General features: G+C 37.7%; 1 protein-coding gene. It reads left to right on the plus strand.

Going from position 1 to position 742, the window contains the following annotated elements:
* Nucleotides 1-203 precede the first annotated feature (203 nt).
* On the plus strand, nt 204-742 hold a 539-nt coding region (locus AC1DND_RS28870; protein WP_477586405.1), incomplete at its 3' end, for an MBL fold metallo-hydrolase.

Below are 742 nucleotides of genomic sequence, written 5' to 3' on the forward strand. Positions count from 1 at the left end.
CAATAAGGTTGTTGTGGTAAACAAATTTTCAAATCTGGAAGGAAAAATTGCTGCATTGGTAACTTTGGTTAAGCAAACCAATACAGACGAAAACCTGCTAGAAGAAAAACAGCGCCAATTCTACCTATCCTTACAGCAAACCGAATTATTTTAATGAAGATACAACTCCAGCATTACAATTATAGAAAGGAAAGTTTAAGCAGATGAAGGTTACTTTTTTAGGTACTGGTACATCACAAGGCGTTCCTGTAATTGCTTGTAATTGCGAAGTTTGTTTATCTGCTGATAAAAGAGATAACCGCTTACGGACTTCGATATTAATTGAAACAGCTGATAAAACCATCGTGGTAGATAGTGGGCCTGATTTCCGTTACCAGCTTTTACGCGAAAAGGTAAAAGATCTTGATGCGGTATTGTTTACCCACGAACACAAAGACCACATTGCCGGTTTGGATGATATCAGGCCATTTAATTATCTGCTACACAAGGTAATTGATGTTTATGCGACAGACAGGGTTCAAACGGCTTTAAAAAGAGAGTTCTATTACATTTTTGCCGAGACTAAATACCATGGTTTGCCACAGATTAATCTGCACAGCGTAACCAATGGCGAAGATTTTAAAATTGGAGAAAGCAAAATTATTCCGTTTGAAGTGATGCACCATTTGTTGCCCATTACCGGGTATCGGATTGGAGATTTTACTTATATCACCGATGCCAAAACCATATCAGAACCAAGTTT

The organism is Pedobacter sp. 01N416 (genome assembly GCF_056399685.1).